The 6,412-nt window shown below is 60.6% G+C and carries 3 protein-coding genes and 5 pseudogenes; 1 reads left to right on the forward strand and 7 read right to left on the reverse strand.

Going from position 1 to position 6,412, the window contains the following annotated elements:
- Positions 1 to 536: 536 nt before the first annotated feature.
- The 7 genes and pseudogenes from AC1DZP_RS35465 to AC1DZP_RS35495 all read right to left on the reverse strand — a co-directional run bounded on the left by AC1DZP_RS35465 (position 537) and on the right by AC1DZP_RS35495 (position 6,007).
- On the reverse strand, positions 537 to 740 hold the full coding sequence (locus AC1DZP_RS35465; protein ID WP_477308919.1) for a hypothetical protein: 204 nt from the start codon (positions 738 to 740) through the stop codon (positions 537 to 539).
- 1,364 nt (positions 741 to 2,104) lie between these two features.
- Positions 2,105 to 2,512, reverse strand: a pseudogene (locus AC1DZP_RS35470) (site-specific integrase); the annotation flags it as partial.
- A gap of 195 nt (positions 2,513 to 2,707) precedes the next feature.
- Positions 2,708 to 3,340, reverse strand: coding sequence for a class I SAM-dependent methyltransferase (locus AC1DZP_RS35475; protein WP_477308921.1), 633 nt, complete (start codon positions 3,338 to 3,340; stop codon positions 2,708 to 2,710).
- A gap of 110 nt (positions 3,341 to 3,450) precedes the next feature.
- Positions 3,451 to 3,861: pseudogene (locus tag AC1DZP_RS35480) on the reverse strand (nuclear transport factor 2 family protein); the annotation flags it as partial.
- Between the two features lie 85 nt (positions 3,862 to 3,946).
- A pseudogene (locus tag AC1DZP_RS35485) lies at positions 3,947 to 4,472 on the reverse strand (NADPH-dependent F420 reductase); the annotation flags it as partial.
- A gap of 3 nt (positions 4,473 to 4,475) precedes the next feature.
- Positions 4,476 to 5,226 (reverse strand): annotated as a pseudogene (locus tag AC1DZP_RS35490) (SDR family NAD(P)-dependent oxidoreductase).
- 50 nt (positions 5,227 to 5,276) lie between these two features.
- Positions 5,277 to 6,007: pseudogene (locus AC1DZP_RS35495) on the reverse strand (SDR family NAD(P)-dependent oxidoreductase).
- Between the two features lie 271 nt (positions 6,008 to 6,278).
- Here AC1DZP_RS35495 and AC1DZP_RS35500 point away from each other — a divergent pair.
- A partial coding sequence (locus AC1DZP_RS35500; protein WP_477308923.1) for a helix-turn-helix domain-containing protein occupies positions 6,279 to 6,412 on the forward strand: 134 nt, incomplete at its 3' end.

Raw genomic sequence — 6,412 nt, forward strand, 5'->3', positions numbered from 1 at the left:
GATCTGCGACAGGTCATTTGGCACGAACGGCCGAAGCACAGACCGTTCATCGTGCTCGTTGATTAGACGCGGCATAGCAACCCGGCCGTAGGAAAGCAAAAGACCCGCCACGGAGGAAGCCGTGACGGGCCCTTTTTCTCTGTGCCTGGTTGAGGGGACCAAGCATGATCAGAACGTCACCTTCCGCAACAAGGTTCCCTCTTGTACACAAAAAAGCCCGCCACCTTTCAGCAGCGGGCCAGAGACGTGGAGTGCTGGGGATCAAGCCAGCACGGGTAAACGAGCGGCGGCGGGGATTGGTTGCGCCCGGCGTTCACTGGCATGTTACCCTGGCTAGCATATCTCACCGGCTCACAGCGTGCTATGCGGACCATTAGGACGCGGTGCGGCTCGGACGGGAGATGGGGGCATCGCTCGGACGCGCCAGGCTCAGGCAGGGCTACCGCGTCCGTTCCATTCCTGGATGACATCCCGGGTCACCCGCCGCGCAACACGCGCGAGATGTCCGACCAGTAGGTAGTGTCTCAGTTTGAAATCTAGGGGCCGTTCGGCTCCAGCTTTGACCGGATTTGATGAATAGCGCTCACGATGGCGTTGGCTGACTGAACGTCCAGCGCAATATCTAACAGACCTTCGGTTGTGTGAATTGAGAGAACCCCAATCACACCCGCATCGTCCGTGATGGTGCCGACGTGGATTTCAGTCGGCACGAAGGGCCGCGCCTTTTCCTTGAGTTGCATTGCTCACCTGTACACCCCTCGCGGCGACAGTCGCGCAACACCGTGGCGCATTCAAGCTGGCCTTTGGGTCATGTAGCGTGCGGGAAGCGTTCTTAGGTTAGCGAGTGCTAAAAGCCTTACCTATTCGCCTATTTCGGCAGCTTCTTGTAGGGACCGCGCTTGGTGCGGTCCGCCCTAAGCCCTACCGTACCGGCCATTTCCCCAACGGATGGGTTGCGCTTGGGACTTCGGTCTTGGTTGAGCTATCGCTAATGCGTCTGTAGCTTGGTCGGCATGAATCGCTTTTCCGGTGGCACCCGAGGCCATCCATGAAGACTTACCGGGTGGAGGAGATGGATGGAGAATCCATCGCTTCGACATACGACGCCCAAGGACGCACGCCTTTCGAGGCAGCAGAGAAGGCACTTGGCCACAGGGTTACTTTGCGATGCAACGCCAGCAAATGGATCCGCGTCACTGATCTATCCGTTACAGAGCCGACACGGTTTCGGCCCCGCTACTTTGAATACAAGCGAGTTGGCTAGTGCCAATTCCTGACTTTGCCGGGGTGTTCCCTTTCGGCCATCAGCTTGTTGAAGGCGGCGGCATCTTCGGCAGTGTCGAAGGGGCGGCCTATGACTGTTCCATCCCTGCCAATGATGACAGCCAGGTACGGGAGCCCCAGCACTGGCGGGGTATAGACAGCGTATGATGGTTTATGGGTTTTCATAAGCCCAACCTATTCTGGGTCTTGCGAAATTTCAAACGGAGACATTATTAGCGCCGGCACTGCGCCAACTCATTCCTCTGCCGCCGGCTTGAACTTCCTCACAATCATCTCGAAAAGAATATCCGAGATCCACATGGCTGAAACGCCGATGGGGAATGCCGCTGTCCTAGACCGCCAAAGCACGCCACGCGGCCTGGCGCCTGCCCGTGTTTGGAGGGCATCGCATCCCGCTTGACGCTATTTGGCCGATTGGTAAGAAAAATCCGGTCGAAACTAGCGAGATAAAGGACATGGCAAAGGACACAGGACTGGCCGGACCCCAGCACAAGCCAACGCAGGTTGATTACGAAAAAGAATGCAGAGAGGTCATCTGGCCTCTCGTGTCAGACATCATTGCCAGGGCGGAAGCGGCCGGTTGGGAGCGTAGACAAGCAGCCGCAGCCGTCATGTATCTGGCGGCCAAGGACCTCAACCCCCCATGAGGAATTAGCGGTTGGAAACGCCCGCTGGTAACCGCTGCGAATCGTGGCGCGTAGCCCGTTGAAAAAATGCCAGCGCTTCACAAAATTCTTTCACGCCGCGTTGCGGCCATTCATCAAACTGGAGCCGGGTTGCCGGCCAAGAGCTAAGGAGGTCACTATGCTTGCGAAGCCTACTGCCTTGTGCTCATGTGAGCCCTTGGATCGATCCTGCTCGGAAATGCGTAATCATCCACTGTCCCGCCGCGCCGCTCCAGCCATGCGAGAACGCTGGAGCGTGCGTCGCTCATCAACTCGAACTGAACAGGCCGACCGGTTTTCTGTTGGATGACCATCGCGCGAGTTCGGATTTCCTGCCCTAGAACAAGGTTGCCGATCTTGATCTTGACGAGATCGCAGCCGCGCAACTTGCTGTCGATCGCCAAATCGAAGAGCGCTCTGTCTCGCAGACGCCGTTCCCGATCGAGAAAGAAGCGTATCGCCCACATCTGTCGAGGTTTCAGAGGGCGTTTCGTTCCGACCTTCTTGCCTGCATTCCATGCCCGGCAATCGGATGCGGTGAGATCGTAGCACGAGTGTCCCATTTCGTTTCTCCTTCGGCCGTGATGGCCACCGGAGAAACGCCGGTAGACGGTTGAGGGGCCGGAAGCGGACGATCCGGTTCTAACCGACGTCTGCGGTAAGCTGTCGTTCGGAAACCAACCCACAATCGGTCGTCGCACTTGTCAAAGGTGCCTCCCGTACGAGTGCCGACCTCATCGTTGGCGACTAGCTCAGTGTCAGATCTTCACAAACCGATAGGCGAAGCGATCGGTCTGGCCCTTGATCGAGGGATCGAACACCTTGATCGAATGCTGATCGTCCTTGTTCGCGAGCATGGTGCTTTCGGCGTCCAACACGAAGCCGGCCGCCTCGACCTCCTCGCGAACGGATGCAGGGTCGATCCGATGCAGCGCCTGAGTATCGCTCGTGCCCGACCCAGCGGCGGCGGCGTGGTCGACGATGACGTAGGACCCACCGGGCTTAAGCCGCTCGTAGACAGCTCGATTGAAGTCGGCCGCCGTCGCACCCTTGTTCTGGATTAGGGCGGTGTGGAGATCGTGGTAGAACAGGTGCAGCCACAGCACATCCGCTGGCTGTGTGGCCTGCGGCATCGCGACGAGGTCCGCTGAGACGGCTTCTACGTTCTCTCGGCCCGGCTCCTTCGCGAGCGTCCGCATGCGCCCAACCGGATCGTTCTTGAAGTCGGCGACTTCGGCCGGCACGAAGCTGTAGACCCGACCTTCGGGGCCCACGACGTCGGAGAACAGGCGCGTCCAATCGCCGTCGCCTGGGTAGACGTCAATGACGGTGGAGCCCGCATCTACACGTGCGAACCGGATCAACTCGGATACCTTGGATTGGTCGTACATCGGAATCTCCTTTACGGTTGGGCATTAGACGAGCGCGTGGCGTACAATGGGGCGATTTTCGGCTGATCTAACGTCGACCCCGAACCGATGGCCGAAGATGGCCAGCGCTGTGCAGTCCCGGCCGCGCCCACCTGCGCGGCGCGCGCCAGTGCTTGTGTGTCGACGTATTCCCGGATGTTGGTCAGTCTACCGTCCCGGACGGTGATGGCGAAGATCCAGTCGTCCTCGAACGTCTTGTTCGTGGCTTTGATCTTCCCCCTCGCGAAGCCGACGACCAGCACCCGGTCCCCCTGCGCTACGAATTCCCGGGGTTCGGTGGACGTTTCTATCGACTTGGATGCCGTCTCAAGCAAATCCGCCAGCCCGGCGTGTCCATGGCGCGTTCCGGCCAGCGGCCAGTCCTCGCCCGGAATGATCCACTCGATGTCTTCGGCGGCCAGCGCAAGCAGAGCCTCCCTGTCGCCACGGCCGATCGCGGCGAAGAAGTCCTTCACGGTCTGGATGTTCTTCTCGATGCTCATGGGAATTTCTCCATTTCGCACGGATCGCATCGCGCTCGATCCGATCCGTGCATCGCAGCTCTTGCTGGTGGGCACGTCGTGTTCATCAGGCGAACTTGACCAGGTCCTTGAAGACCAGATGACCCCAGCTGTTTCCGCGCCTGGACTAGCAGCCCACCTTCCGACAGCCCGCCAAGTTTGATCGGCGAGAAACCGAGCTTTTCCGCGAGCGCAGCAATCTCCGCCGCGGCAGCGTCATCGTCGCTCGCCAGCAACACGACTCTCCTGCCACCATGCACGGCCGGGTCTTGGTCAAGGGTGGCAGCGATCAAATGGTTGAAGCCCTTGACCAACCTTGCACCTGAGAAAGTCTGCGCGATGAATCTGGAAGAAGGCTGTCCTTCCAGTTCCTCAGGAGGCACGCCGTAGGCATTGGTCACATCGACGATGGTCTTCCCTTGCCAGGTTGACAGCGCCTTCGCGACATCTGGGTTCGCTTCGAAACGGGCAGCCAAAAAGATGATGTCCGCCTTGACCGCTTCGGCCAGTGTTTTGGGGAGGATCGTGGGTCCGATCGCGGCCGCGTCGGATGCAAAGCTTTCCGGATCGCGCGTAGTCGCAACGGATACTTCAGTTCAGACCTGGGCCATGCCGCCATCGGCCGAGGTCGACGCCGGTGATGAAAGAACTTTCGTCGGAGGCGAGGAACGTGACCGCAGCCGCAATTTCCTCCGGTTGGCCTCTGCGACCCATCGGTATCTGTGAAGCAAACTGGGCGGCCGCTTGCTCGGCTTGCTCAGGGGTGAGGCCCGTCGTCGTCTCTAGCGCGGGAGTCTCGATCGGTCCGGGGCTCACCGTATTCACGCGAATTTGGCGGTCTTTCAGCTCCAGTGTCCAAGCGCGCGCGAAGTTGCGAACAGCCGCCTTGCTCGCGGCGTAGGCGCTAAATCCGGGCACCCCCAACACGTTCGCGACGGAAGATGTCAGGATGATCGAGCCGCCGTCTTTGAACAGGGGAAGGGCCTTCTGCACCGTAAAGAACAGACCCTTCACGTTCACATCGAAGGTCTGATCAAAATGTGCCTCAGTGGCGACCGCGAGCGGTGCGATTGTCCCTGCGCCCGCGTTCGCGAAGAGAATGTCGATGTGACCATGTTTCTCTTTCACGACGGCATAGAGGTGGTCCAGATCTTCCAAGCGCGATACGTCGCCGACGACCGTCGTAACGTCTCTCATGATGAAGGCAGCGGCTTCCTTCAGCTCTTTCTCTCTTCGCCCGGTGATCACGACGTGCGCACCTTCTTCCACGAAGCGCTTGGCTGTCGCTAACCCGATCCCACTGCTTCCGCCCGTGATGACCGCGATTTTACCTTCGAGTGCTTTCATGATCTTTTGTCTTTCGCTGTGTGTGAGCTAGGTACGGAACCGCGCCGAGGTCAGAGTTGGGCCAGGCCGCCGTCGACGGCGACTTCGCTGGCGGTCATGAAGCTGCTGTCCGGCGACGCGAGGAAGGCGGCCACGGCTCCGATCTCCGCCGGGTCGGCCATGCGCTGGAGCGGGGTCATCGCGCCGTAGGCCTTCTGCCCCTCCTCGCCCAGCGCCTCCTTCGCGAGCTCGGTCGCCGTCGCTCCGGGCGATAGCACGTTTACGCGGATGCCAGTGCCCTTCAGGTCCTCGGCCCAGGTCCGCGCGAGGTTGCGCACGGCCGCCTTGCTCGCGCTGTAGGCAGTGAATCCCGGGGCGCCCGTGGTGCCGGCGCTCGATCCGGTCAGGATGATCGAACCACCCGGGCCCATCACCGGCAACGCCTTTTGGACCGTGAAAATCGTACCTTTCACATTGGTGTCGAAGGTTTCGTCAATGTGCTCGGCGGTCATCTGACCGAGCGGGAGCGGGCCTCCGGCCCCGTGGCGAAGACGATGTCGAGGCTTCCGCGCTCGTGCTTCACCGCCGCGTAGAGTCGGTCGAGGTCGGCCTCATCCGAGACCGAGCCTTTCACCGCGCGGGCATTAGGCCCGAGGTCCGCCACAGCGGCGTCGAGCGCTTCCTGTCGGCGGCCGAAGATGAAGACGAAGGCGCCCTCCTCGAAGAATCGCTTTGGTCCGGCGCGGCCGATGCCGGTAGCGCCGCCGGTGATGACGGCGGTCTTTCCATTCAATCTGGTCATGACGTGCATCCTTCCAGGTTTCCGCCTTGGTCTTCGGGAACGCCCCGAAGACCTTTAAGATGGGGCTGCCGGGCTCAGGCTTTGAGTGAGGAAGCACGCACACCGGTGGTGCGAAATCGATCCGGTATGGCTATCAACGGCAGCCGCGACGATAAGGTTCCGCTGCTCGGGATTGGGCCCGCTCGTTGACAAGTGTTATGGGGGCCGCCCTGTACTGTTGTACGATAGGGTAGGGCTTTGGAAGGCGCACCGCGCGGTGCGGGATTGCACCATGATCGACTGGGATGACGTTCGCTACTTTCTTGCCGTCGCGCGTGGAGGCTCGGTGCGGGCTGCCGCCGAGCGCCTCGGTGTGAACCACTCGACCGTGCTGCGACGCATCGCCCAGCTCGAGGAACGCCTCGG

Source organism: Mesorhizobium sp. P2_F8, assembly GCF_056403655.1.